The 22,618-nt window shown below is 63.1% G+C and carries 21 protein-coding genes and 1 riboswitch; of the genes, 6 read left to right on the forward strand and 15 right to left on the reverse strand.

The features are described 5' to 3' along the window. Window positions 1-58 precede the first annotated feature (58 nt). Window positions 59-1,153: a 2'-deoxycytidine 5'-triphosphate deaminase gene (locus MESCI2_RS0128945; protein WP_027039510.1), complete on the reverse strand. Its 1,095-nt coding sequence runs from the start codon at window positions 1,151-1,153 to the stop codon at window positions 59-61. A 138-nt stretch (window positions 1,154-1,291) separates the two neighbouring features. Further along, window positions 1,292-1,369, forward strand: a riboswitch (SAM riboswitch). A gap of 57 nt (window positions 1,370-1,426) precedes the next feature. Between MESCI2_RS0128945 and MESCI2_RS0128950 the strand changes: the two genes are divergently transcribed. Then, window positions 1,427-2,614 carry an O-succinylhomoserine sulfhydrylase gene (locus MESCI2_RS0128950; protein ID WP_027039511.1) on the forward strand — a complete coding sequence of 396 codons (1,188 nt, stop codon included), beginning with the start codon at window positions 1,427-1,429 and terminating at the stop codon, window positions 2,612-2,614. 7 nt (window positions 2,615-2,621) lie between these two features. On the opposite strand, the gene MESCI2_RS0128955 is transcribed toward MESCI2_RS0128950, so the two are convergent. Beyond that, window positions 2,622-3,773, reverse strand: a complete 1,152-nt coding sequence (locus MESCI2_RS0128955; protein WP_027039512.1) for a ceramide glucosyltransferase — start codon at window positions 3,771-3,773, stop codon at window positions 2,622-2,624. A 244-nt stretch (window positions 3,774-4,017) separates the two neighbouring features. Here MESCI2_RS0128955 and apaG point away from each other — a divergent pair, with 244 nt between their 5' ends. After that, a complete protein-coding gene (gene apaG, locus MESCI2_RS0128960; RefSeq protein ID WP_013533640.1) occupies window positions 4,018-4,410 on the forward strand; it encodes a Co2+/Mg2+ efflux protein ApaG in 393 nt (130 codons plus the stop codon). Between the two features lie 219 nt (window positions 4,411-4,629). Here apaG and MESCI2_RS0128965 read toward each other — a convergent pair whose 3' ends face one another. The 3 genes from MESCI2_RS0128965 to MESCI2_RS0128975 all read right to left on the reverse strand — a co-directional run bounded on the left by MESCI2_RS0128965 (window position 4,630) and on the right by MESCI2_RS0128975 (window position 7,868). Further along, window positions 4,630-5,661, reverse strand: coding sequence for an Hsp33 family molecular chaperone (locus tag MESCI2_RS0128965; RefSeq protein ID WP_027039513.1), 1,032 nt, complete (start codon window positions 5,659-5,661; stop codon window positions 4,630-4,632). Window positions 5,662-5,739: 78 nt separating this feature from the next. Beyond that, window positions 5,740-6,651 (reverse strand): ornithine carbamoyltransferase, encoded by a 912-nt coding sequence (gene argF / locus MESCI2_RS0128970; protein WP_027039514.1) that lies wholly within the window; start codon window positions 6,649-6,651, stop codon window positions 5,740-5,742. Window positions 6,652-6,668: 17 nt separating this feature from the next. Further along, complete coding sequence (locus MESCI2_RS0128975; protein ID WP_027039515.1) at window positions 6,669-7,868, reverse strand: aspartate aminotransferase family protein; 1,200 nt, start codon at window positions 7,866-7,868, stop codon at window positions 6,669-6,671. A 358-nt stretch (window positions 7,869-8,226) separates the two neighbouring features. On the opposite strand from MESCI2_RS0128975, the gene MESCI2_RS0128980 reads away from it, so the two are divergent. Continuing rightward, window positions 8,227-8,745, forward strand: a complete 519-nt coding sequence (locus MESCI2_RS0128980; protein ID WP_023811342.1) for a GcrA family cell cycle regulator — start codon at window positions 8,227-8,229, stop codon at window positions 8,743-8,745. A gap of 107 nt (window positions 8,746-8,852) precedes the next feature. On the opposite strand, the gene MESCI2_RS0128985 is transcribed toward MESCI2_RS0128980, so the two are convergent. The 3 genes from MESCI2_RS0128985 to MESCI2_RS0128995 form a co-directional block, all read right to left on the reverse strand. Next, the gene (locus MESCI2_RS0128985; protein ID WP_027039516.1) at window positions 8,853-9,863 is read right to left on the reverse strand and encodes a magnesium and cobalt transport protein CorA; all 1,011 of its coding nucleotides are present in this window, start codon (window positions 9,861-9,863) and stop codon (window positions 8,853-8,855) included. Window positions 9,864-9,951: 88 nt separating this feature from the next. Further along, window positions 9,952-10,677 carry a phosphate signaling complex protein PhoU gene (gene phoU, locus MESCI2_RS0128990; protein ID WP_013533646.1) on the reverse strand — a complete coding sequence of 242 codons (726 nt, stop codon included), beginning with the start codon at window positions 10,675-10,677 and terminating at the stop codon, window positions 9,952-9,954. Between the two features lie 113 nt (window positions 10,678-10,790). Next, a complete protein-coding gene (locus MESCI2_RS0128995) occupies window positions 10,791-12,056 on the reverse strand; it encodes an ATP-binding protein (protein WP_027039517.1) in 1,266 nt (421 codons plus the stop codon). 222 nt (window positions 12,057-12,278) lie between these two features. On the opposite strand from MESCI2_RS0128995, the gene ppk2 reads away from it, so the two are divergent. Further along, window positions 12,279-13,187 carry a polyphosphate kinase 2 gene (gene ppk2, locus MESCI2_RS0129000; protein ID WP_027039518.1) on the forward strand — a complete coding sequence of 303 codons (909 nt, stop codon included), beginning with the start codon at window positions 12,279-12,281 and terminating at the stop codon, window positions 13,185-13,187. 53 nt (window positions 13,188-13,240) lie between these two features. On the opposite strand, the gene MESCI2_RS0129005 is transcribed toward ppk2, so the two are convergent. The 3 genes from MESCI2_RS0129005 to MESCI2_RS0129015 all read right to left on the reverse strand — a co-directional run bounded on the left by MESCI2_RS0129005 (window position 13,241) and on the right by MESCI2_RS0129015 (window position 15,472). Then, window positions 13,241-13,990: an enoyl-CoA hydratase-related protein gene (locus tag MESCI2_RS0129005; RefSeq protein WP_027039519.1), complete on the reverse strand. Its 750-nt coding sequence runs from the start codon at window positions 13,988-13,990 to the stop codon at window positions 13,241-13,243. Between the two features lie 14 nt (window positions 13,991-14,004). After that, on the reverse strand, window positions 14,005-14,643 hold the full coding sequence (locus MESCI2_RS0129010) for an acyl-homoserine-lactone synthase (protein WP_027039520.1): 639 nt from the start codon (window positions 14,641-14,643) through the stop codon (window positions 14,005-14,007). 97 nt (window positions 14,644-14,740) lie between these two features. Further along, on the reverse strand, window positions 14,741-15,472 hold the full coding sequence (locus MESCI2_RS0129015) for a helix-turn-helix transcriptional regulator (RefSeq protein ID WP_027039521.1): 732 nt from the start codon (window positions 15,470-15,472) through the stop codon (window positions 14,741-14,743). A gap of 259 nt (window positions 15,473-15,731) precedes the next feature. Here MESCI2_RS0129015 and MESCI2_RS0129020 point away from each other — a divergent pair, with 259 nt between their 5' ends. After that, window positions 15,732-16,580 (forward strand): transporter substrate-binding domain-containing protein, encoded by an 849-nt coding sequence (locus tag MESCI2_RS0129020; RefSeq protein ID WP_027039522.1) that lies wholly within the window; start codon window positions 15,732-15,734, stop codon window positions 16,578-16,580. Window positions 16,581-16,593: 13 nt separating this feature from the next. Here the strand turns inward: MESCI2_RS0129020 and MESCI2_RS0129025 are convergent, their stop codons facing one another. Then, window positions 16,594-17,043, reverse strand: coding sequence for a tellurite resistance TerB family protein (locus MESCI2_RS0129025; RefSeq protein WP_050596717.1), 450 nt, complete (start codon window positions 17,041-17,043; stop codon window positions 16,594-16,596). A gap of 123 nt (window positions 17,044-17,166) precedes the next feature. Here MESCI2_RS0129025 and MESCI2_RS0129030 point away from each other — a divergent pair, with 123 nt between their 5' ends. Next, complete coding sequence (locus tag MESCI2_RS0129030) at window positions 17,167-18,813, forward strand: lysine--tRNA ligase (protein WP_027039524.1); 1,647 nt, start codon at window positions 17,167-17,169, stop codon at window positions 18,811-18,813. Here the strand turns inward: MESCI2_RS0129030 and MESCI2_RS0129035 are convergent. The 3 genes from MESCI2_RS0129035 to MESCI2_RS0129045 form a co-directional block, all read right to left on the reverse strand. Beyond that, the gene (locus tag MESCI2_RS0129035) at window positions 18,779-19,630 is read right to left on the reverse strand and encodes a hypothetical protein (protein WP_027039525.1); all 852 of its coding nucleotides are present in this window, start codon (window positions 19,628-19,630) and stop codon (window positions 18,779-18,781) included. The genes MESCI2_RS0129030 and MESCI2_RS0129035 overlap by 35 nt on opposite strands. A gap of 9 nt (window positions 19,631-19,639) precedes the next feature. Next, window positions 19,640-20,308, reverse strand: coding sequence for a S24 family peptidase (locus MESCI2_RS0129040; RefSeq protein ID WP_027039526.1), 669 nt, complete (start codon window positions 20,306-20,308; stop codon window positions 19,640-19,642). Between the two features lie 82 nt (window positions 20,309-20,390). Then, entirely contained in the window at window positions 20,391-22,610 is a 2,220-nt protein-coding gene (locus tag MESCI2_RS0129045) for a 3-hydroxyacyl-CoA dehydrogenase NAD-binding domain-containing protein (RefSeq protein ID WP_027039527.1), read from the reverse strand. Window positions 22,611-22,618 lie beyond the last annotated feature (8 nt).

Raw genomic sequence — 22,618 nt, forward strand, 5'->3', positions numbered from 1 at the left:
AAGGCAGCCAAGCATGGCGCGCCGGTACAGGCAAGTATTTTGCCTTGGGGCAATGAGGTCAGCGCGCGGCGCGGAAATGCTTGGACAGCTTCAGGCCCTGCGCCTGGTAGTTGGAGCCGAGATCGGTGCCGTAGAGCGCCTGCGGCCGCTTCAGCATATGTTCGTAGACCAGCCGGCCGACGATCTGGCCGTGGTCAAGGATGAACGGCACTTCATGGCTGCGCACTTCCAGCACCGCCCGGCTGCCGGTGCCGCCGGACGCCGAATGGCCGAAGCCCGGATCGAAGAAGCCGGCATAGTGGACGCGGAATTCGCCGACCAGCGGATCGAAGGGCGTCATCTCGGCGGCGTAGAGCGGCGGCACGTGCACCGCTTCCTGGCTGACGAGGATGTAGAATTCATCGGGATCGAGCACCAGTTCGCCGGCGCCGCTCTTGTGGATCGGCTCCCAGAAGTCGACGACCTCCTGGGCCGCGCGCTTGTCGACATCGACGAGGCCGGTGTGATGCTTGCCGCGATAGCCGACCAAGCCGTTCTGATCGCCGTTGAGGTCGATCGACAGCGCGATCCCGCCGCCGGAAATGTTCGGCGGCTCGGTGGCGACCAGCATCTCGGTGCGATGCAGGTCGTGCAACTCAGCTTCGGAGAGCAACGCATTGCCGGTGCGGAAACGGATCTGCGACAGGCGTGAGCCGGTGCGGACCACGATCGGGAAGGTGCGCGGGCTGACTTCCAGAAAGAGCGGGCCATGATAGCCGGCGGCGATCTTGTCGAACTCGTGGCCGCGATCGGTCATGACGCGGGTGAAGATGTCGAGCCGCCCGGTCGAGCTCTTCGGATTGGCCGAGGCCGAAATGTCCGCCGGCAGCGCCAGGCTTTCAAGCAAGGGCACGATGTAGACGCAGCCGGTCTCCAGCACCGCGCCCTCGGCAAGATTGATCTCGTGCAGCTGCAGCCGGTCGAGCTTCTCCGAAACCTTGTGGTTGGGGCCGGGCAGGAAGGAGGCGCGCACCCGCCAGGCCTTGTCGCCGAGCCTGAGATCAAGGCTGGCCGGCTGGATCTGGTCGGCGTCGAGCGCGCGCGCCGACTTCAGCGCGCCGGACTGGAACAGCGCCGATATGTCCTGATCGGGAAGAATGCCTGTCTGCCGCAAGGCTCCACTCCTAGGTCAGACGTTTTTCTTGTCGCAGGTTCTTGTCGCAAAACCGTGGAACACTTTTGCGGAACCTGCTTGGTACAAACCTCTTAATGAAGCCGGCAATTGACGCAAGCGCGGTGCGGGTCTAAAGGGTCGTTATCCCGTGGTGATTTGGCCGGTCGGCTTGCAGCCACGTTAAACAAGTCGCTAAAGGACCGTCGGGCCGCAAGGCCGTATGGACCGGTTGCGACTTTCGCGGCCGGTTTTTTTGTGTCTGGAAGAAAAGCGATGAGCACCAAGAAGCACAACTGGAAGCCTCAGACGGCACTCGTGCACAGCGGAACACTGCGTTCCGGTTTCGGCGAAACGTCGGAAGCGATCTACCTTACCCAGGGTTATGTCTACGAAACGGCGCAGGCCGCCGAAGCCCGTTTCAAGGGTGAGGAACCGGGCTTCATCTATTCGCGCTACGCCAATCCGACCGTCGACATGTTCGAAAAACGCATGTGCGCCCTGGAAGGCGCCGAAGACGCGCGCGCCACCGCTTCCGGCATGGCGGCGGTGACGGCCGCCCTTCTGTGCAGCGCCAAGGCCGGCGACCATATCGTGGCGGCACGTGCGCTGTTCGGCTCCTGCCGCTGGGTGGTCGAGACGCTGGCGCCGAGATACGGCATCGAGGCGACGCTGGTCGACGGCACCGACATCGCCAACTGGGAAAAGGCGGTCAAGCCGAACACCAAGCTGTTCTTCCTGGAAAGTCCGACCAATCCGACATTGGAAGTGGTCGATATCGCCGCTGTCGCTTCGCTTGCCAATTCGATCGGCGCCAGGCTGATCGTCGACAATGTCTTCGCCACGCCTTTGCAGCAGAAGCCTTTGCAGCTCGGCGCCCACATCGTCGTCTATTCGGCGACCAAGCACATCGATGGCCAGGGACGGTGCCTCGGCGGCGTCATCCTGTCGGACAAGAAGTGGATCGACGAAAACCTGCACGACTATTTCCGCCATACCGGTCCGAGCCTGTCGCCGTTCAATGCCTGGACGCTGCTGAAGGGCCTGGAAACGCTGCCGCTGCGCGTGCGCCAGCAGACGGAAAGTGCCGGCCGGATCGCGGATTTCCTGGCCGAGCGGCCGGAGATCGCCCGCGTCATCTATCCCGGCCGCGCCGACCACCCGCAGGCTGATATCGTCAAGAAGCAGATGGCGGGCGGCTCGACGCTGATCTGCCTCGACGTCAAGGGCGGCAAGCAGGCGGCCTTTGCCTTGCAGAACGCGCTCGACATCGTCTTGATCTCCAACAATCTCGGTGACGCCAAGAGCCTGATCACCCACCCGGCGACGACGACGCACAAGAACCTCAGCGACGAGGCGCGCGCCGAGCTCGGCATCGGGCCGGGCACGCTCAGGCTTTCGGTCGGCCTGGAGGACACCGACGATCTGCTCGAGGACATCGCGCAGGCGCTGAAGGCCAGGTAGGCGGCCTTCAGGCGCCGGACGGCGTCTCTTCCAGCTCGGCCGTCTTGGTGCCGATGGTCATCGCATTGCCGCGCCAGTCGACGGCGCCGCTGAGCCAGCCGCGCCCCCACATCGCCGGCAGGATCAGGTCGCGCGCCATGATCGCCGCGACCATGCGTGGCGACAGGTACCAGCCCTTGGACCAGGCTAGGGCGCACTCCGGAAGGTAGAAGGCTGCCAGCACGGCAATGGCGGTTGCCCAGAGGCTGAAACCGGCACTGGCTGCGGCAATCAGCGCAAGCACCAGCGGCACCAAGGCGCCGGTCAGGATTTCGGGTGCGAAGAACAGCGGGAAAGTGACGCGGCGCAGGCGCGCCCAGCGGGCCTGACGCGACCAGATCTCGTCAAACGAGCGCCGGCCAAGCGGCTGCTCGAAGGGGGCGGCGACGAGATTGACGCGCAAGCCGAGGCTGTTCACCAGCTTGGTCGCGGCGGCATCCTCCGCGATCTCGGCGGCCAGCGCGCGGATACCGCCATTGGCGTCGAGCATCGGCTTGTTCCAGAGCATGCTCTTGCCCTGGGCAAAGCCAAGGCCGAGCGCATCGCCGGCATATTGCCAGCGCGCCTGCAGCGTGTTGAGGAAAGCGCATTCGACCTCGGCCCAGAAGCCGGCCGGCCGCGAGCCGATCGGCGTCGAGCAGACAAGGCCGGTGCCGGGCCGCCAGGCAGCCATCAGGTGCTGGACGTAGTCTCTCGGCATCAGCACGTTGGAATCGGCCAGGACGACCCAGTCGTGCCGCGCCGCTTCCCAGCCCTTGACGCAATTGTTGAGTTTCGGATTGGCGCTGATGCGGTCGTCGCCGATAAGCAGCCGGGCCGGCACTTTCGGAAACCGGATGATCGTCCTGTTTATCAATTTGACCACCGGATCGTCGGCATGGGCGACGCAGAAAATCAGCTCGTAGCGCGGCCAGTCGAGCGAAAAGGCGCGCTCCAGCGTCTCCTGCGTGAACGGCTCGACGCCGCGCGACGGCACGACGATCGACACCGGCCGCTGCTTGCCGGCCGGCGGCGCAATGGTGCGGCGCCGTTTCAGACGCGAAGCGGCGAGCACGATGCTGGCGAGATTTGAGAGGATGAGGGCAGTTGAAAGCGTGGCGGCTATGAGAGTGAGTTCCATCGAGATCCGGTCACTCCAGGAAAACCGGTCCGCCAGAACAATCTGGCTGGCATGACGACCGATTCAACAGTTCGACAGAGCGCCCGAGTCGCGCGGCACTGGTCGGCGCACACCATCATTGTCATGTGTCACTTAAATGACATTCTTTGCCGGCACCTGCGGTTCGGTCCGCAATGACAGGACGCGCACCGTTGACCAGCCCGCGTGGAGCGCCGAAAGTTACCGGATTGTTTTGGAGCCGCTTATGTATAGCGCCGTCACGCGCAACATCGAAGTGCAGGTCAGGCCGTTCTACCTGGAGGACCGTTCGGATCCCTCGGAGAACCGCTATGTATGGGGCTATCAGATAACGATCGACAATCAGTCGGACGATTTCGTGCAGCTGTTGTCGCGCTATTGGCACATCACCGACGGCACCGGCCGGGTCGAGGAGGTACGCGGCCCCGGCGTCGTCGGCGACCAGCCCGAACTCAATCCCGGCGACAGCTACCAATACACATCCGGTTGCCCGCTCTCGACACCGTCCGGCATCATGGTCGGGCACTACACGATGCGCAACAAGCGGGGCGAGACGTTCGACATCGCCATCCCCGCATTTTCACTCGACCTGCCGGGGACGCGGCGCACGGTGAATTAGGAAGTTCGCGAAGTCCTGCGCGACAGCGTCTTTCTCCCCGTCACTATACGGGGAGAAATGCCCGGCAGGGCAATGAGGGGCGGCGCCGAACTCGTGAGATTATCTTCCATGGATACAACAGCGCCTGAGTGAATACACGCGGCCATTCGCCGAAGTTCGCGCCGCCCCTCATCCGCCCTTCGGGCACCTTCTCCCCGTGAACGGGAGAAGGAAGGTATTTTACTGAGCCGCAAATTCCGCCGGGTCGAAGTCATATTGCTTCGAGCAGAATTCGCAGGCGACGTGGATGCCGCCATCCTCGGTGCTGTCCTTGATCTCCTGGGCGGAAAAACCCTCGAGGATGCCGCGGATCTTGTCCCTGGAGCACGAGCACTGGTCGGCGACCGGGACGCCGCCGAAGACGCGCACGCCATGCTCGTGGAACAGCCTGTAGAGCAGCCGCTCGGCGCCGATCGTCGGGTCGATCAGTTCGGTCGGCTCGATCGTGCCGAGCAGCGCCAGCAACTCCTGCCAGGAATTGTCGACCGGGTCGTGGATCTCCTCGCGCGGATCGCCATCGCCGCCCGGCAGGTCCGGGACGCGCATGCGCTCGGGCGACTGCGGCAGGAACTGCGCCAGGATACCACCGGCGCGCCACTGCTCGCGGGCGCCGCCGGGACCGGGCGTCAAAAGCTTGGCCACCGACAGCCTGAGATCGGTCGGGATCTGCTCCGACTGGCGGAAATAGGTGCGTGCCGCATCTTCCAGCGTCTCGCCATCGAGCTGGACGATGCCCTGATAGCGTTGCGTATGAGCGCCCTGGTCGATGGTCAGCGCCAGCACACCGCTGCCGAGCAGCGTCTGCTGCGAGGTTTCGCCGGCCGCGACCAGCGCTTCCAGCCGGTCGGCATCGAAACGCGCATAGGCGCGCAATGCCGAGGGCGTGGAAAAATCCGCGACCAGCATGTCGACAGGCCCGTCGGTGCGGGTTTGCAGGATGAATTTGCCCTCGAACTTCAGCGAAGTGCCGAGCAGCACGGTCAGCACACAGGCCTCCGCCAGCAGGCGGGCGACCGGTTCGGGATAATCGTGGCGGCTGAGGATGGCGTCCAGCATCGGCCCGAGTTGGACCGTGCGGCCTCGCACATCGAGAGGGCCGACCTCGAACGGCACGACGTGATCGTCGCCGGCATAGCCGAATTCGCCGAGTTTGGGGTGATGTTCAGTCACTTGATAGGTTTCCAACATGACAAAGCTCCGGGGCGCGGCCATGCCGCCCTCCGGGGCGCATGCGTCGAAACGCGCTGTTTTTGCGTGATGGCCCGCAGATAGGCATCACACCTCCGGAGATCAAGCGCCGAGGCACCAGGCGAGCACGGCCTTCTGGGCATGGAGCCGGTTCTCGGCCTCGTCGAAGACCACCGAATGCGGTCCGTCGATGACCTCGTCGGTCACTTCCTCGCCGCGATGCGCCGGCAGGCAGTGCATGAACAGCGCGTCCGGCTTGGCCCTGGCCATCAGCTTGGCATTGACCTGGTAGGGCGAGAACACATTGTGGCCGCGGGCGCGATGCTCCTGGCCCATCGACACCCAGCAATCGGTGACGATGCAGTCGGCCTGATCGACGGCTTCCTCGGGCGAGCGGGTGAAGTGCAGCTTGCCGCCATGCGCCTGCGACCAGTCGATATGCTTCTGCGCCGGCTCGCTGCCCTCGGGCACGGCGACGTTGAGGTTGAAGCGGAACCGGGCCGACGCCTCGAGCAAGGAATGCAGCACATTGTTGCCGTCGCCGGTCCAGGCGATGGTCTTGCCGGCGACCGGACCGCGATGTTCCTCGAAGGTCATGATATCGGCCATCAGCTGGCAGGGATGGGTGTCGTCGGTCAGTCCGTTGATCACCGGCACGGTGGCGTTCTCGGTCAATTCCAGCAGCCGCTCATGCGAGGTGGTGCGGATCATGATCGCATCGACATAGCGCGACAGCACCTTGGCGGTGTCGGCGATGGTCTCGGAACGGCCGAGCTGCATTTCGGTGCCGGTCAGCATGATGGTCTCGCCGCCGAGCTGCCGCATGCCGACGTCGAAGGACACGCGCGTGCGCGTCGACGGCTTGTCGAAGATCATCGCCAGCACCTTGCCTTCGAGCGGCTTGGTCCGCTCGCCGGCCTTGAGGCGCGCCTTTCGCACCACCGCATCGTCCAGCATGAAGCGCAAATCGCCTTCGGAAACGGTGGAAAGATCGGTGAAATGGCGAACTGACATCAGCAATGGTTCCGGGATTACTTCGCCGCGGCGGAAGCGATCGCCTCCGCCAGGCCCTTGGCGCCGGCGCGGATGCGGTTGAGCGCCTCGTGGATCTCGGCGTCGGTGACGGTGAGCGGCGGCAACAGGCGAATGACATTGTCGCCGGCCGGAACCGCCAGCAGGTTCTGGTCGCGCAAGGCCATGTTCACCTTGGTGTTGGGCATGGCGCATTTGAGGCCGAGCATCAGCCCGGAACCCCTGATGTCCTCGATGATTTCGGGAAATTCGTCGGCGACCGACGCCAGCCCCTGCTTCATCAGCAACGCCTTGCGCTGGACATCTTCGAGGAAGCCGTCTTCCAGCACGACATCGAGCACGGCGTTGCCGACCGCCATGGCAAGCGGGTTGCCGCCGAAAGTGGTGCCATGCACGCCAGCGGTCATGCCGACAGCCGCTTCATCCGTGGCAAGGCAGGCGCCCATCGGGAAGCCGCCGCCAATACCCTTGGCTATCGCCATGATATCAGGCGTGACACCTGACCATTCATGCGCAAACAGCTTGCCGGTACGGCCGATGCCGCACTGGACCTCGTCGAAGATCAACAGCAGGCCGTGCTGTTCGCACAATTGCCTGAGCCGCTTCAGCGATTGCGTCGGCACCGGACGGATACCGCCCTCGCCCTGCACCGGCTCGATCAGGATGGCGGCCGTCTCCGGCGTGATCGCCTTTTCGGCGGCGTCGATGTCATCGAAACCGACCTGATCGAAACCTTCGACCTTGGGGCCGAAGCCCTCGAGATATTTGTACTGGCCGCCGGCCGCGATGGTCGCCAGCGTGCGGCCATGGAAGGCGCCTTCGAAGGTGATGACGCGGAAGCGCTCGGGGTGTCCGTTGACGAACTGGCAGCGGCGCGCCGTCTTGATCGCGCATTCCAGCGCCTCGGCGCCGGAATTGGTGAAGAACACCTTGTCAGCGAAGGTGGCGTCGGCCAGCCGCTCGCCAAGCCGGCTCTGCCCGGGGATCTCGTAGAGGTTGGAGACATGCCACAGCTTGGCGGCCTGCTCGGTGAGTGCGGCGACCAGATGCGGATGACTGTGGCCCAGCGAATTGACGGCGATGCCGCCGGCAAAGTCGAGATATCGCTCGCCCTTGTCGGTAATCAGCCATGTGCCTTCCCCGTGGTCGAAGGCCAGGGGGGCGCGAGCAAAGGTCTCGTAAAGCGCCGAACCGCTCATTATATGCGTCTCCGGTACCGGAAAATCAAAAAAGCCGCCAAAGCGGCGGCCTGTGCGGCTTATCCTGTTTTTCGGCCATGAAGTCAACGAAAACGTCGCGTAGTGGCGCGCGGCAAGCCCCCCGACGGGACGCCGGCTCATAAGCGACCGGGCAAGTTGGGGAAAACCGAAAAAACCGATTCGTGTTGCACTTGGGACTCTTGTCACCGAGTCAGCGCATAGGGTAGTTGTAGTCGAGAAATAACTAGATTTCGTGCGGCGGACCTAATCACCAGATATATGTGGTGTCTGCCCCGGCAAAATTTGCCGGGTCGGGAGAGGGATTCCGATTGCCGCACGCTTAGAGGAGCGCGGTCTCATGAACTGGACTGACGAGCGGGTAGAACTCTTGAGAAAACTGTGGTCGGAGGGTCTGAGCGCAAGCCAGATTGCTGCGCAGCTTGGAGGGGTCAGCCGCAATGCGGTCATCGGGAAGGTGCATCGGCTGAAACTGTCGGGCCGCGGTCGCTCGACCGCCACGCCGGCACGCCAGAAGAAGGCAGCGCAAGGATCGACCGTCCAGAAATCGGTATCGCGCGCAGCAACCACGGCACGCCATGTCACGACATCGATCGGCGCGACCGCCTTGCAGACGCAGTTCGACGCCGAACCGGTGGCGCGCCATTACATCCGCCCGGTCGAAAATGTCGTGCTGCCGATCTCGCGGCATCTGCAGCTGGTCGAGCTGACCGAGCGGACCTGCAAATGGCCGAACGGCGACCCGCTTTCAGAAGACTTCCATTTCTGCGGCAACGATGCCGCCGAAACCGGTCCCTACTGCAAGTACCACGCCCGCGTGGCATTCCAGCCGGCATCGGAGCGGCGGCGGAGCAGATAAGGGAGTAGGGGAATAGGGCAGTAAGGGAGTATGTTGGGAGCTGCGCCCACAAAAGCGCTATTTTTACCTACTCCCGTACTGCCCTACTCCCTTATTCCCCTCTCTTCTCACAGCCAGCCGTTCTTCCTGAACCGCCAGTAGAGAACCGTGCAGATCAGCGCGATAGCGCCCAGAACCACCGGATAGCCGTATTCCATCTTCAGTTCCGGCATACTGTCGAAGTTCATGCCGTAGATGCCGGCGAGCGCCGTCGGCACCGCCAGGATCGCGGCCCAGGAGGCGAGCTTCTTGGTGTTGGCCGTTTCCTGGCTCTGGCCGACCAGGAGGCTGGCCTCGAAAGCGAAAGCCAGCACCTCGCGCAGGCTGTCGATCTTCTCCTGGACGGTGCGGATGTGGTCGGTGACGTCGCGGAACAGCGGATGCATGGCGGTATGTATCTGCGGCAGCTCGGCGCTGGTCAGCCGTCGGCAGACTTCGACCAGCGGAAGCGCGGCATTGCGCAGGCGCAGGAGATCGCGGCGCAGCATGTAGAGCCGCTCGATGTCGGGAGCGGTCATCGGCTTCAGCAAAACCTTGTCCTCGATCGCCTCGACCTCGTCCTCGATCTGCTCGAGCACCGGCATGTAATTGTCGACGATGAAATCGAGAATGGCATAGAGGACGAAATCCTCACCCTTGGCCAGCGAATGCGGGCAGCTTTCCCAGTGCTGACGAACGGCGGCATAGGACGTCGAGGGACCGTGCCTGACGCTGACGATGTAGCCTGAGCCGACGAACAAATGGGTCTCGCCGAAGGTGACCCGGCCGTCGATCAGCTGCGCGGTGCGGGCGACGATGAACAAGGCGTCGCCATATTGCTCGATCTTCGGCCGCTGGTGCGGGTGCTCGGCATCCTCGATCGCCAGCTCATGCAGGTGAAACTGCGCCTGGACGCGCAGCAACAGGTTACGGTCGGGCTCCAACAGGCCGATCCAGACGACATGGCCGGATTTTTTTGCCCATTCGCCGGCTTCCTCGATGGGAATGTCGGCGATGCGGCGCCCGGCCGTGTAGACGCCGCAAGCGATAATGCCGGATATCGGCGCAGGCGCCGGGGTCAGGTTCCGAACATTTTCCATCACGACCTCCCGGAGCAAATCCACGGACGAGGATAGAGGCAAGCCCGGAAAGCTTAGCGTAAATCGGATGAAGGTTCGAGAGGCGCGTTCACTTCACCGGCTGCGTCTCGGAAAGGCTGATCTTGTCGGTCTTGTCGCCCTTGGGCCGCTCAGCCGGCAACTGATCGCCGGTGACGATGTAGTAGATGGTCTCGGCTATGTTGGTGGCGTGATCACCGATGCGCTCGATGTTCTTGGCACAAAACAGCAGATGCGTGCAGGGCGTGATGTTGCGCGGATCTTCCATCATGTAGGTCAGCAATTCGCGAAACAGCGACGTGTACATGGCGTCGATCTGGTCATCACGATCGCGCACGAAGCCGATTTTCTCCACCGAGCGAGACGCGTAGACGTCGAGCACTTCCTTGAGCTGGGTCAACGCCAGGTTGGACAGGGCCTCGAGGCCGCGGAACAGGCTGGTCGGCTGGCGTCCGTCGGTGACGGCGACCACCCGCTTGGCAACGTTCTTGGCGAGATCGCCAACCCGCTCGAGGTCGGCGGAGATGCGAATGGTCCCGACGATCTCGCGCAAATCCGCCGCCATCGGCTGACGCTTGGCGATGATGATGATCGCCTTGTCATCGATTTCACGCTGGCCCTCGTCCAGTACTGTATCGTCGCGGATGACCTTCTGTGCCAATCCCGGGTCGGCGTTGACGAGAGCGGTGACCGCCTGTTCGACCATGCGCTCGGCATGGCCGCCCATCGCGGCGATGCGCTTCGACAGATATTTCAGCTCCTCGTCATAAGCGCTGACGATGTGCACGGACTGCATGGCAAAATGCCTTCCCACGGGGTGTTTTGATTTTGAGTCGTTTCCTCGAATCCCCGCTGATACGCTAGCCGGATGACAGAAAAAAGAAACAGTTCCCTTGAACTAGGGCGATATCAGTGCGTCGGCAAATGAACCGAGAATGCCGCGCCGTTGCCGACTTCGGACTTGATCGAAAGCCGGGCGTTGTGGCGCGTCAGTATATGCTTGACGATCGACAGGCCGAGGCCGGTGCCTTTCTGGGTCCGGCTGGTCTCGACGTCGACGCGGTAGAAGCGCTCGGTAATGCGCGGAATGTGCTCCTCGGGAATGCCGGGGCCAAAGTCCCTGATCGTCACGTCGATGCCCGGCTCTGATCCGGCATCGCTATGCGCTATGGATACAACCACACGCCCACCCGACTGCCCGTATTTGCAGGCGTTTTCCAGGAGGTTCTCGAAAACCTGGAAAAGCTCATCGCGGTCGCCAGGCACATGAAGCGGCCCATCGGCGTAGTGCCGCTCGATGGCAACGGCGTTTTCGCTGGCCAACGGTCCGAGCGAGTCGATGACGCTGTCGACGGTCTGGCGCAGGTTCACCTCGGTTCCCGGCTTCAGATAGGGTTTCATCTCGAGCCGCGACAGCGACAACAAATCGTCGATCAGACGCGCCATGCGACCGGTCTGGCTCTGCATGATCTGCAGAAACTGGTCGCGCGCCGCCGCGTCGTTGCGGGCTGGCCCGCGCAGCGTTTCGATAAAGCCGGCGATTGAGGCGAGCGGCGTGCGCAGTTCGTGGCTGGCATTGGCAATGAAATCGGCGCGCATGCGGTCGATCCTGCGCGTTTCGCTCTGGTCCTTGAACACCAGCACATAGAGATCGGTGGCGTGACCGACCGAGGACACGCTCACCCTGTAAGCCCGTTCGACCGGCAGCTTCTCCATGTAGTCGACGACATCCGAGGCGACATCGCCCGATAGCACGCCATCCAGCAGGGTCTGCATCTCCGGCGCCCGGAATTTCAGCGACAGCGACATGCCTGGCGCGATGCCACCAAAAGCGGCGAAGGCGGCGGCATTGGCATGGACGATGGTGGCGGCCCGGTCGAAGATGATCAGCGGATCGGCGACGGCGGCGGCCAGATATTCACCCGAGAGCCGCTGCAGGCCGATGGCCTCGATGGCAGCGCCGCTGCCGGTGGATTGGCGCGCGCCGGTGGCCGGCAGTATTGCCGCTGCAAGCAGCAACAGCAGCGACGCGAGGACGACATAGGCTGAAATCCCGGCCAAGGCATAAACAGCGAGAACCGCAACAATACCGGCCGCGAGCAGCCAGCGGCTGTCCCACAGCCGGGCGGCCATGGTTTGCGCGGTACCTTTCTGTTCTGCATCCAGGTCAGCCATTTTCTTGAGCGTCCGCACCCATGCCTTCGCATCCGACGACCCGGTGGCGGAAACTTCCGCTGGACCGCTTGCCGCATGACCCGGAAAATCGGGAATCGATTTTCGGAAAGGATCATGCGCAAATTAAAAGTGCTACAGCGTCCTTTGCGCGTCCAAACGGACGCGCGGCGCTGTAGTGGCTCCCCATAGCATGAGTCCGGAAGCTGGAAAGGGTTCGTCTCGATGAAAAAAGCCAAGGAAAGTCCCGCCGCGCCAACTTCGGGGCCGCTGAAGATCACGATCGGCGGCAAGGAGCGGGAGTTCGACATCGAAAATCCCGTGCTTCCCGACTGGGTCGAGGACAACAAGCTGACCGCTGGCGGCTATCCCTACGACAAGAAGATGAAAAGCGACGAGTATGACGAGACGCTCGAGAAATTGCAGATCGAGCTGGTCAAGGCGCAGGCCTGGCTGCAGTCGACCGGCAAACGGGTGATGGCGCTGTTCGAGGGCCGCGATGCTGCCGGCAAGGGCGGCACGATCTTCGTGGTGCGCCAGTACCTCAATCCGCGCACGGCACGCAACGTGGCGCTGACCAAGCCGACCCCGACCGAGCTTGGCCAATGGTACTACCAGCGCTATGTCGACCACTTCCCGACTTCAGGCGAATTCGTCACCTTCGACCGCTCCTGGTACAACCGCGCCGGTGTCGAGCCGGTGATGGGTTTCTGCACGCCGCAGCAGCACGAGCAGTTTCTCGACGAGACGCCGCATTTCGAGCGGATGATCTCCAACGAGGGCATCCACTTCTTCAAATTCTGGCTGAACATCGGCCGGGAAACGCAGCTCGAGCGCTTCCATGACCGTCGCTACAGCCCGCTGAAGAGCTGGAAGTTTTCGCCCATCGACGTTGCAGGCATCACCAAGTGGGACGACTACACCAAGGTTCGCGACACAATGTTCGAGCGCACCCACAAGGAATTCGCGCCGTGGATCATCGTACGGGCCAACGACAAGCGGCGCGCGCGGCTGGCGGTAATGCGGCGCATCCTGTCGTCTCTGCCCTATGAGGGGCGCGATCTCGAAATCATCGGCAAGGAAGACAAGAAGATCATCGGCGAAGGGCCGTCATTCCTCGGCAAGCAGGATTGACGCTTCCGCGCCGCGCGGCATTGGCCGCGCGGCGCGTTCCTTGATGCTTTCGCTCAGGCCGCGAGCCGGGCGATGCGCTGCAATCGCCGCAGCGTGGTGTCGTCCTGCAGCGCCTGCTGGAAAAGCGAAATCTCCTGGTCGATGCGGTCGCAGAGCGCCTGGGTGTTCCCCTTCAGCAGGCCGCGCGTCTGCAGCAAGGCGGCGACCGGCTTCTTGGCAAGCTGCCTCGCCCGGCCAAGCGCCGCTTCCTCGACGCTGCCGCCCGGCACGATCTCGGCAACGAGGCCGAGCGCCCTGGCGTCCTCGGCACGAAGCGTGTCGCCGAGGCAGAAGAAGCGGAAGGCACCGGCGTAGCCGAGCTTCTGCGGCGCCAGGATGCTGGTCGCGGCATCCGGCACCAGGCCGAAATCGACGAACGGCACCCTGAACGTGCTCTCATCGGACGCGATCACCATGTCGCAATGGAACAGGATGGTGCAGCCGACACCGACGGCATCGCCATCGACGCAGGCAAGGATGGGCTTTGGAAACGTCGCCAGCGTGCGGAACAGGTCGGTGACGGCGGCGATCAGTTTCTGGTGCTTGGTGGCGTCGAGGAATTCGGAGAAGTCGCCGCCGAGGCAGAAACAGCCTGCCAGGCCGCGCAGCACGACGACGCGAACCTCCTCATTGTCGGCGGCTTCATGGAAGGTCCTTGCCAGGCTTTCATAGGCCCTCCTGTCCAGCACCGGCCGGCCGTCACTCGACGACACGGTGACGACCAGCGTGTGGTTGCGAAGTTCAGGTTGCGGGTGTGTGCTCATGACTGTCTCCGATCTCATGACGCACGCCTTTGCCCGAGCATGTCGGGATATCCCCTGGCCAGCACGGGAGCAAAGTGATTGCGGCGCGACCGCACCACGTCGAGCGTGTGCTCGTTGAAGGTCAGCAAGGTGGCGACCACCTGCTGGTTGCCATAGGTGCGCTGATAACCCAGCGGGGTCGCCAGGAAATGCAGTTGCAAGGCGCGCAGCACCCACATCGGCTCGAACTCGATGATCACCTTGTCGACGCCGCGCTTCAGCCCCCACTCGACGAAACCGGCAATCAGTTCGGTGCCGACGGTCGAAACGCCGCGACGGCCATCGCGAAAACCGGGAGCCACCGCATAACGGGTCAATTCCCAGATGTTTGGACCCGATGGCGGCGTTCCTTCGGAAAGATCGGTCAAGACCTCGGTCAGCAGATGTGGCCGTGTCGTCGGCAACATCCTCTGATAACCCGCCACTTCATCGCCCCTGATGACGATCTGATGGACCGCCTCGTCGTGATCGAACTGGTCGAGTTCGAGCCCGTCGGGGCGCCTGAGGTCATCCCACCCCATCTCTTCGACGAATATCTTGTAGCGCAAACGATGGACGGCCTCCCAAAGGTCGGGACGTTCCATCAATTCCTGGGTTGTAAGGGAAAAAAGCATTCCGCCGTCTCCTGCGTTCAGAGGAAGATACGGCCGTGCTTTGATGAGAAAATTGCGTGATCGCGTAGGCAAGGATTTCTAGGCCGGCACGGCCGACCTAACTAATGTAGCCTCGCCTTATCGCTTCCGCGACGGCTTGAACCCGGTTGACGGCACCGAGTTTGCTTTTGGCGTTAAGAAGATGTTTCTCCGAGGTGTGTTCGGAGATGCCGAGGATTTGCGAAATCTCCCATTCGGACTTGCCGACGGCGGCCCATTGGAGGCATTCGCGCTCGCGCGGCGTCAGCATGATATGGTCGATGGTGTTGCTCGCCATGGTGTGGAGCTGCATGGCGCGGCCGACCGCATAGGTCGACACCAGCGACACCAGGCCAAACTCGGCCGCCGACAACTCGACCGCCTCGCCGCCCAGCGACACCATGACGATCTGGCCGTCGAGCGTGATCAGCGGGAAGGCCAGCCCGTCGCGCAGTTTGAAGACGCCGGCATCGCCCATCACTTCGCCGCTGCTCTTGTCTATGCGGATGCCTTGTGAGGCTTCACGCCACTGGAACGGCGCCTGCAGCTGTTTCATGTGGCTGACGACCGGGTCGTGATCGACATAGTTGCGCGCTACATAGCGCTCCAGCCATTCGACGGGCCAGTCGCAGAGCAGAACATGCTGTTTCTGCTGGCCGGCCGGCGTGCCGGGCTGCGGCACGGTCCCCGCCATCAGCGCGGTGAGACCGAAATCCGACGTGATGCCCAACAGCCTTTCGCAGACCGCCGCCGCCGTTCCGGCGTGCTGCAGTTGGTCTATGTATTCCAGCGTGCGATCGAACTGACCCATCGCAACATCAACCCCATGTTGCCTCATGCATTGCGGCCAATGATGCGTGCCTGATTTACACTTCGCCACCGACCACGGATTGCAAACCGCATGCTTATTCTGTGGTTCCGACCTTGATCCTCTCACCAAGGCGGCCAAAGCTGATTTGCAAACCGGCTAAATCATATCCTGAAATCGGCGTGTTGAAATCAAAAACCATTGTGCCTGTCCCATTTTCGTACCAAAACCGGTGCGAGCACGAGTGTGGCGGAGTTTTATCTTGGCGTTCCAGTGGAGGTCCTTCGCCCTTGCGATGCTGATCGGATTGCTGTCGTTCGCCGACAGTGCGCGCGCCGCGGCGCCTCAGGTTCCGGTGCTGTGGGATGCCAAGGAGCGGCTGCCCAAGCCAGATCTCTCGGCGCTGCCCCGGCTGAGATTCCTGACCACCACGGACTTCCCGCCCTTCAATTTCCTCGACGGCTCGGGAAAGCTTTCCGGCTTCCACATCGATCTGGCGCGCGCCATCTGCGCCGAGCTTGGCATCGTCGAAAAGTGCCAGATCCAGGCCTTGCCCTGGGCCGAACTGGAAGGCGCACTGCAGAAAGGCGAAGGCGAGGCGGTCATCGCCGGTATCGCCGCAACGCCGGAATCGCGCGCGACCTATGCCTTCTCGCGCTCCTATCTGCAGTTTCCGGCACGCTTCATCATGCCGAAGAGCAAGGCCCTGACCGAACCCGTCTTTGACAAATTGCACGGCAAGCGTGTCGGCGTCATATCAGGCTCTGCGCATGAGCGCGTGCTGCGCGACTATTTCAACACGGTTCAGGTCGTTACTTTCGATAGACCGGAAGACCTTTACAACGATCTCAAGGCCGGCAAGGTCGACGCGGCGTTCGGCGACGGCATGCGCCTGGCCTTCTGGCTGGGCGGCTCGGATGCGGCGGGCTGCTGCCGCTTTGCCGGCGGGCCCTATCTGGCGCCTGAATATCTGGGCACAGGCATGGCTATCGCCACCAAAGCGGACAATCCGGCGCTGGCCGCCGCAATGGACTACGCGCTGCAGGAGATTTCGATGAAAGGCACGTTCGCCGAATTTTATTTGCGCTATTTCCCGGTGAGTTTTTTCTAGGCGCTGCTGATAGTCAGGTCAAAGTGCGCAGCCGTGCCTTGGCCGCGCGGCCGATGGCGGCAACGGTCAGCGTGTCGAGATCGAGCTGACGCCGGATCAGCTGCAGCACCCGCACCTCTTCCATGCGCATTTCGAGATCGACGGCGGCAACCTCGAAGGCGGCGGCATAGGCGGTGTCGCGCAAGCGCTCGGGCAAGACCTCGGCGACTTCGGCCAGCACGCCTTCCAGCCCGTCCTTTTCGTGCAGGCGCTTCTGGCAGGCCTGGGCGACGCCGACCAGCCTGTCGTGGTTGAAGTCCTCGAACACCGGCCAGGAGCGGACGACCTCGCCGATCCGCGCCAGTTCGACATCGGTCATGTCGCGGTCGGAGGCCGAGGTGATGACCATCAGATAGATCAGGGCTTCATGAGGTGTCGGCAATTTTTTCTCCTTGAACCGGGCCTCGAAGTTAGGAACGCCCATTCTGCACCGCAAGGAAAAAGCGCCGCACGCGTTGACGCTCCGGCGCTGCACGCCTAGAGACCGGTTGAAAAACCCTTGCTGCGGCCCGCCTTCGGGCCGGCAAATGATTTGGAAAACTGTGACATGGCGGGATCAAACATCATCGATCTCAACCCCGAACTGCTGGCGGCCGCGACCGAAAGCAAGGCGTGGCCCTTCGAGGAAGCCAAAAAGATCATCGAGCGCTACAAAGGCGCCGACTTCCCGCAAACAGTCCTGTTCGAGACCGGCTACGGACCGTCCGGCCTGCCGCATATCGGCACGTTCGGCGAGGTGGCGCGCACGTCGATGGTGCGCCATGCCTTCCGCGTCCTGACGCAGGACAAGGTTGCAACCAAGCTGCTGTGCTTTTCCGACGACATGGACGGCATGCGCAAGATACCCGACAACGTGCCGGATCGCGCCGCACTCGAGCAGCATTTGCACAAGCCGCTGTCGTCGGTCCCCGATCCGTTCGGCGACGACTATGCCAGCTTCGCCGACCATAACAACGCGATGCTTTGCCGCTTCCTCGATACGTTCGGCTTCGACTACGAGTTCGCCAGCGCGACGCAATACTACAAGTCCGGCCGTTTCGACGCGATGCTGCTGCGTGCCGCCGAACGCTACCACCAGATCATGGCGGTGATGCTGCCGACGCTCGGCCCCGAGCGGCAGGCGACCTACAGCCCGTTCCTGCCGATTTCACCGAAGAGCGGCCGCGTGCTTTACGTGCCGATGAAGCATGTCGACGCCAAGGCCGGCACCATCACCTTCGACGACGAGGGCACCGAGACCACGCTTTCGATCACCGGCGGCCGCGTGAAGCTGCAGTGGAAGCCGGATTTCGGCATGCGCTGGGCAGCGCTTGGCGTCGATTTCGAAATGTTCGGCAAGGACCACCAGACCAATGCGGTGGTCTACGACCGCATCTGCAACATTCTGGGCGGACGGGCGCCGGAGCATTTCGTCTACGAACTGTTCCTCGACGAGAACGGCCAGAAGATCTCGAAGTCGAAGGGCAACGGGCTGACCATCGACGAGTGGCTGACCTATGCGCCGACCGAGAGCCTCGGGCTCTACATGTACCAGCGGCCGCGGCAGGCCAAGAAGCTGTATTTCGACGTCATCCCGCGGGCTGTGGACGAATACTATACCTTCCTCGCCGCGTATCCCCGGCAGGACTGGAAGGAACGGCTCGGCAACCCGGTCTGGCATATGCATGACGGCAACCCGCCCGCGATCGACATGCCGGTGCCGTTCTCGCTGCTGCTCAATCTGGTCAGCGCGTCCAACGCACAGAACAAGGATGTGCTGTGGGGCTTCATCTCGCGCCATACGCAAGGCGTGACGCCGGCGACGCATCCAGAGCTCGACCGGCTGGTCGGCCATGCGATCCGCTATTTCGACGATTTCGTGAAGCCGACGAAAACCTTCCGGCCCGCCGACGAGGTCGAGCGCGAGGCGCTGGCAGCCCTCGACGAAGCACTTGGGGCGCTGCCGGCCGGCGCCAGCGGCGAAGCGATCCAGAACGCCTCGCTCAACGTTGCGCGCAGGATCGAACGCTACCAGGATCATTCCAAGCAGAGCCCGGAGGGCGGCCCCGGCGTATCGGGCGCCTTCTTCCAGATGATCTACCAGGTGCTGATCGGCCAGGAGCGCGGCCCGCGCTTCGGCTCGTTCGCAGCACTCTATGGCGTTGCCGAGACGCGTGCGCTCATTGAGCGGGCGCTGGCTGGTCAGCTGGCTTGAGCATGCCGTCGACCTCTTCCAGGATCGAACCTGGCGCCTGAGGCGCCGGGCGTGGCGCGGCCGGCATCGCCGGCAGGCCGGAGAGGTTCGGCGCCGACCCGAAAATGCCCTTCTTGCCCGTGCGCGCCTTGTCGCCGGCCTCGATATAGGGGCCGCCCCTGGCGGCGCGCGCCCAGCCATTTTCGACCAGCCACTGACCGACATCCTGCTTGCCGATCCGGCACTCGGCTGCGATCAGGTCGCGGCCGCCCTGCGGCGGCACCGTGCAGACCACCGCGCGACCGCGCAGGAAGGCGCGGAACGCCGTTCGCGCCCGGACGCCGCACGGCCAGGGCTTGCCGTCCTCGCTGCAGGTCTCGTCCTGCCTGACGATGTCGATGCCGGAAACCGCGACGGAATAGCCCTTCGCCTCGATCAGGCCGGCGGCTGGCGCAACCGGCTGGAACAGCTTGGTGCCGTTCCAGTCGTCGGGCATTTTCGGCTTGGGCGGCACAGCCAGCGCGAGCTTGCTCAACGGCTCGCGCGGCTCGACCCGTTCAAGCCCCTCGGCGGGCAGTTCCGGCGGCGCGACGATTTCGGGATCGATCGCCCTTGAATGCGGCGCCGGCTTCGGTGGCTGTGGGGCTGCGATCGCGGATGTGGCCGGCTCCTCGGGCATCGTCCCGGCAGCCTGCTGCGCCATCGTATCGGCGCCCGGATCAAGCTGGTCCACCGTAATGACGCTTTCACTTCCTTTCAACGCGCGACCGCCAGTGACGACGATGGCTGCCATCACAGGGACCATCAGAACCGCCAGCGCATGATGGAGAAGCCGCACCAGCGTGACCTATTGGCTTGCCCAGACAATCCGCGCCACCCATTCGACATCGCGCATGGGAATATCGCGGTCGGGATGATCGGGATTGAGCGAGACCAGCGCAATCGACCTGACGGTCTGGCGCTCGAGGACCTTGGCCATCACCTCGCCTGATGTGGTCTTGACGACGACGCGATCGCCCTTGCGGGTGACGGCGCCCGGTTCGACGATGAGGACGTCGCCATTGCGGTAGAGCGGCAGCATGGAATCGCCCTGCACCTGCAAAGCATAGGAACTCTCGGTCGATTGCGTCGGCAGTTCGATCAGATCCCAGCCCTGCCCGGCTGGAAAGCCGGCATCGTCGAAGAAGCCGCCGGCGCCGGCCTGGGCAAAGCCGAGCAGCGGCACGGAGCTTCGGCGGGCAATCGAAGCGGCATGGCTGGTCGAAGCACCATTGCTGATCCCGGGCCGGCCTTCGATCAAACCGGTGAATTCATCGAGCGAAGCGCCCGTCGCCTCCATGATCTTTGCCAGTGATTCGGTCGAGGGCCAGCGCGGCCGGCCATCCGACGACAGGCGCTTCGATTTGTTGAAGGCGGTGGAATCGAGCCCCGCACGCTTGGCCAGCCCCGAGGCCGAAAGCGAGTAGCGCTCGGCAAGAGCATCGATGGCAGCCCAGACACGGTCATGCGAGAGCATGCGTCGCTCTCCTTCGAACAGGAAAAAATACCTTCCCCGTTCTAACCCCGGACCGCCATCTTGTCCACAGTGCAAGGCTTACTCACGCCGCTTTCCTGGCCTCGCCTTTCGCGTAGGGATCGAAGCGCTGGTAGAAGCTCTCATCCTTCTCGGCCATATCGAGCAGCAGCTTGGGCGCCTTGAACTCGGCGCCGTATTTCTTCTGCAGGTTCCTGGCGATCTTGACGAACGCCTTGGCGCCGATGCCGTCGATGTAGGACAGCGCACCGCCGGTGTAGGGAGCGAAGCCGAAGGCGAGGATCGAGCCGACATCGGCCTCGCGCGGGTCGGTGACGATGCCCTCTTCCATCACCCGCGCCGCTTCCAGCGCGATGGTGACCAGCAGCCGCTGCTGCAGTTCCTGATAATCGACCTTCTCGGGCGCAAGCTGCGGATAGAGTTCCCTGAGGCCCGGCCACAGCTTCTTCTTGGCGGGCTTTGCCGGGTAATCGTAAAACCCCTTGCCGTTCTTGCGGCCGAAGCGGCCGTGATCGTCGACCATGGTGTTGATCAGCGCCATCTGCTTGGGATCGACCGCCTTGTCGCCCAAATCCCTGATGGTCTGCTTCATGATCTTCTGGGCAAGGTCGATGGCCGTCTCGTCGGTCAGCGCCAGGGGGCCGACCGGCATGCCGGCTGCCTTCGCCGCATTCTCGATCATCGGCGCGGGAACGCCTTCGATCAGCATCTTGTAGGCTTCCGACATGTAGCGCAGCACGCAGCGGTTGACGTAGAAGCCGCGCGTGTCGTTGACGACGATGGGCGTCTTCTTGATGGCGCGGACGAAGTCGATCGCGGTGGCCAGCGCCTTGTCGCCGGTCTTCTTGCCCAAGATGATCTCGACCAGCATCATCTTGTCGACCGGCGAGAAGAAATGGATGCCGATGAAATTCTTCGGCCGCGCCGAATTCTTCGCCAGGCCGGTGATCGGGATGGTGGAGGTGTTCGACGCGAAGATCGCCGACGGCTTCAACACGGCTTCCGCCTGTTCGGTGGCGCTCTTCTTGACGCTCGAATCCTCGAAAACGGCCTCGACCACCAGATCGCAGCCGGCAAGGTGGGCATAGTCGGCCGTCGGCGTGATCAGCGACAGCAGTTTGTCCTTGTCCTCCGGCTTGGCGCGGCCCTTCTTGACCTGATCCGAGATCAGGCTGTCGGAATGCGCCTTGCCCTTGGTCGCCGACTCCAGATCACGGTCGAGCAGCACCACCGGGATGCCGGCCTTGGCGGTGACATAGGCGATGCCGGCGCCCATGAAGCCGGCGCCGAGAATGCCGATCTTCTTGAATTTGGTTTCGGGCACGCCGGCCGGGCGCCGGGCGCCCTTGTTCAGTTCCTGCAGCGATACGAACAGCGAGCGGATCATCGCCGCCGCTTCCCTGGTCTGCATGATCTCGGTGAAGTAGCGCTGCTCGATGCGCAAGGCGGTATCGAACGGCACCAGCAGGCCTTCATAGACGCATTTGAGGATCGCGGCGGCGGCCGGATAGTTGCCGTAGGTCTCGCGACGCAGGATGGCGATGGCCGGCGGCCACAGATTGAAGCCGGCCGGCGAATAGATCTGGCCGCCGGGCAGCTTGAAACCTTTCTCGTCCCATGGTGCCACTGGCTTCAGGCCATTCCTGATCATCGCCTTGGCGGTCTCGACGAGCCTGGCCGGCTCGGCGATCTCATGGATCAGGCCCATCGACTTGGCCTTCTGCGGCGACAGCGTCTGGCCGGAGGTCAGCATCTGCAGCGCCTGCTGCTGATCGGTCAGCCGCGGCACGCGCTGGGTGCCGCCGGCGCCCGGGAAGATACCGATCTTCACCTCGGGAAGCGCCATCTTGACCTTGTCGCTGTCAGCGGCGACACGGCCGTGGCAGGCCAGCGACAATTCGAAGGCGCCGCCCATGCAGGTGCCGTTGATCGCCGACACCCACGGCTTTCCGCAAGTTTCCAGCTTGCGGAACAGGCCGGTCATCATGCCGGCATTGTCGAACAGCGCCTTGGTCGCCTTTTCTGCGTCCTTGCCCTTGTCAGTAGCGTAGGTCGTCAGCATCTTCTGCAGCAGGGTGATGTCGGCACCGCCGGAGAAGGTGTCTTTGCCGGAGGTGATCACGGCGCCCTTGATGGCGGCGTCACCAGCCACCTTGTCGACGATGGCGTTCAATTCCCGCATCGCCTCTTCGGTGAACACGTTCATCGAGCGGCCAGGCATGTCCCAGGTGACCAGGGCAATGCCGTCGGCGTCGATGTCGAGAGTGAAATTGGTGTAGCTCATCGTTTCTC

The sequence above is a fragment of the Mesorhizobium ciceri WSM4083 genome (assembly GCF_000519305.1).
GTDB lineage: Bacteria > Pseudomonadota > Alphaproteobacteria > Rhizobiales > Rhizobiaceae > Mesorhizobium > Mesorhizobium ciceri_B.

Excerpts from the sequence above, each read along its gene's own strand:
- MESCI2_RS0129030 (WP_027039524.1), top strand. The coding sequence starts at position 17,167 with ATGGCGGGATCAAACATCATCGATCTCAACCCCGAACTGCTGGCGGCC.
- MESCI2_RS0128965 (WP_027039513.1), bottom strand. The coding sequence starts at position 5,661 with ATGGCCGCGCCCCGGAGCTTTGTCATGTTGGAAACCTATCAAGTGACT.
- MESCI2_RS0129045 (WP_027039527.1), bottom strand. The coding sequence starts at position 22,610 with ATGAGCTACACCAATTTCACTCTCGACATCGACGCCGACGGCATTGCC.
- phoU (WP_013533646.1), bottom strand. The coding sequence starts at position 10,677 with ATGCAGTCCGTGCACATCGTCAGCGCTTATGACGAGGAGCTGAAATAT.
- MESCI2_RS0129040 (WP_027039526.1), bottom strand. The coding sequence starts at position 20,308 with ATGCTCTCGCATGACCGTGTCTGGGCTGCCATCGATGCTCTTGCCGAG.
- MESCI2_RS0128975 (WP_027039515.1), bottom strand. The coding sequence starts at position 7,868 with ATGAGCGGTTCGGCGCTTTACGAGACCTTTGCTCGCGCCCCCCTGGCC.
- MESCI2_RS0128950 (WP_027039511.1), top strand. The coding sequence starts at position 1,427 with ATGAGCACCAAGAAGCACAACTGGAAGCCTCAGACGGCACTCGTGCAC.
- MESCI2_RS0128980 (WP_023811342.1), top strand. The coding sequence starts at position 8,227 with ATGAACTGGACTGACGAGCGGGTAGAACTCTTGAGAAAACTGTGGTCG.
- MESCI2_RS0129005 (WP_027039519.1), bottom strand. The coding sequence starts at position 13,990 with ATGAGCACACACCCGCAACCTGAACTTCGCAACCACACGCTGGTCGTC.
- apaG (WP_013533640.1), top strand. The coding sequence starts at position 4,018 with ATGTATAGCGCCGTCACGCGCAACATCGAAGTGCAGGTCAGGCCGTTC.
- MESCI2_RS0129015 (WP_027039521.1), bottom strand. The coding sequence starts at position 15,472 with ATGGGTCAGTTCGATCGCACGCTGGAATACATAGACCAACTGCAGCAC.
- argF (WP_027039514.1), bottom strand. The coding sequence starts at position 6,651 with ATGTCAGTTCGCCATTTCACCGATCTTTCCACCGTTTCCGAAGGCGAT.
- MESCI2_RS0128995 (WP_027039517.1), bottom strand. The coding sequence starts at position 12,056 with ATGGCTGACCTGGATGCAGAACAGAAAGGTACCGCGCAAACCATGGCC.
- MESCI2_RS0129025 (WP_050596717.1), bottom strand. The coding sequence starts at position 17,043 with ATGGGCGTTCCTAACTTCGAGGCCCGGTTCAAGGAGAAAAAATTGCCG.
- ppk2 (WP_027039518.1), top strand. The coding sequence starts at position 12,279 with ATGAAAAAAGCCAAGGAAAGTCCCGCCGCGCCAACTTCGGGGCCGCTG.
- MESCI2_RS0129010 (WP_027039520.1), bottom strand. The coding sequence starts at position 14,643 with ATGCTTTTTTCCCTTACAACCCAGGAATTGATGGAACGTCCCGACCTT.
- MESCI2_RS0128985 (WP_027039516.1), bottom strand. The coding sequence starts at position 9,863 with ATGGAAAATGTTCGGAACCTGACCCCGGCGCCTGCGCCGATATCCGGC.
- MESCI2_RS0128955 (WP_027039512.1), bottom strand. The coding sequence starts at position 3,773 with ATGGAACTCACTCTCATAGCCGCCACGCTTTCAACTGCCCTCATCCTC.